The 824-nt window shown below is 50.5% G+C and carries 2 tRNA genes and 1 rRNA gene; all 3 read left to right on the top strand.

Annotation, left to right across the window (positions count from 1 at the left end):
• Positions 1 to 2 precede the first annotated feature (2 nt).
• Positions 3 to 79: transfer RNA gene (locus FQ755_RS01250), tRNA-Ile, on the top strand.
• A 53-nt stretch (positions 80 to 132) separates the two neighbouring features.
• Positions 133 to 208, top strand: a tRNA-Ala gene (locus FQ755_RS01245).
• A 320-nt stretch (positions 209 to 528) separates the two neighbouring features.
• Positions 529 to 824: ribosomal RNA gene (locus FQ755_RS01240) — 23S ribosomal RNA — on the top strand; the annotation flags it as partial.

Raw genomic sequence — 824 nt, 5'->3', positions numbered from 1 at the left:
AGGGGTCTGTAGCTCAGTCGGTTAGAGCACCGTCTTGATAAGGCGGGGGTCGATGGTTCGAATCCATCCAGACCCACCAAAGTCTTGTCTGGTGTGCTGATCGTCTAAAACCTCTGGGGTATCTGCATGACTGGGGGATTAGCTCAGCTGGGAGAGCACCTGCTTTGCAAGCAGGGGGTCGTCGGTTCGATCCCGTCATCCTCCACCAGTTTCCAGTGCCAAGCGTTCTGCTGAAGGTGAAAGCAGAATGTTCTGCATTGGCGATTGAGCCAGTCAGTAACGTTGCAAGGCATGGCGCCTTGTATCGGCTGTCGTTCTTTAACAATCAGGAAGAAGTAGTAAAGAGATTCACGAAAGATCACTTAGAGATGGGTGATTGAGTAGGTGAATCAGGGTTGTGATTGTATCAATGTATTTTTAAGTGATCGAAAGATTGCTTTGGAATACGGCGCAACACGAATACTCAACCTGTAGCGTGTGTGGCGACGCATGAATCTGCGGATCCATGTTGAGACACACCCGTTATAGGGTCAAGCGAACAAGTGCATGTGGTGGATGCCTTGGCGATCACAGGCGATGAAGGACGCGGTAGCCTGCGAAAAGCTGTGGGGAGCTGGCAAACGAGCTTTGATCCACAGATATCCGAATGGGGAAACCCGGCCCGTATGGGTCATCCGTAACTGAATACATAGGTTACGTGAAGCGAACGCGGCGAACTGAAACATCTAAGTAGCCGCAGGAAAAGAAATCAACCGAGATTCCCAGAGTAGTGGCGAGCGAAATGGGACCAGCCTGTACTCTTTATCTTCATTGTTAGTCGAAGG

It is taken from the genome of Paraburkholderia sp. BCC1885, from assembly GCF_900996235.1.
In the GTDB taxonomy this organism is placed as follows: domain Bacteria; phylum Pseudomonadota; class Gammaproteobacteria; order Burkholderiales; family Burkholderiaceae; genus Paraburkholderia.
This window is presented reverse-complemented; position numbering and strand designations above follow the sequence as displayed.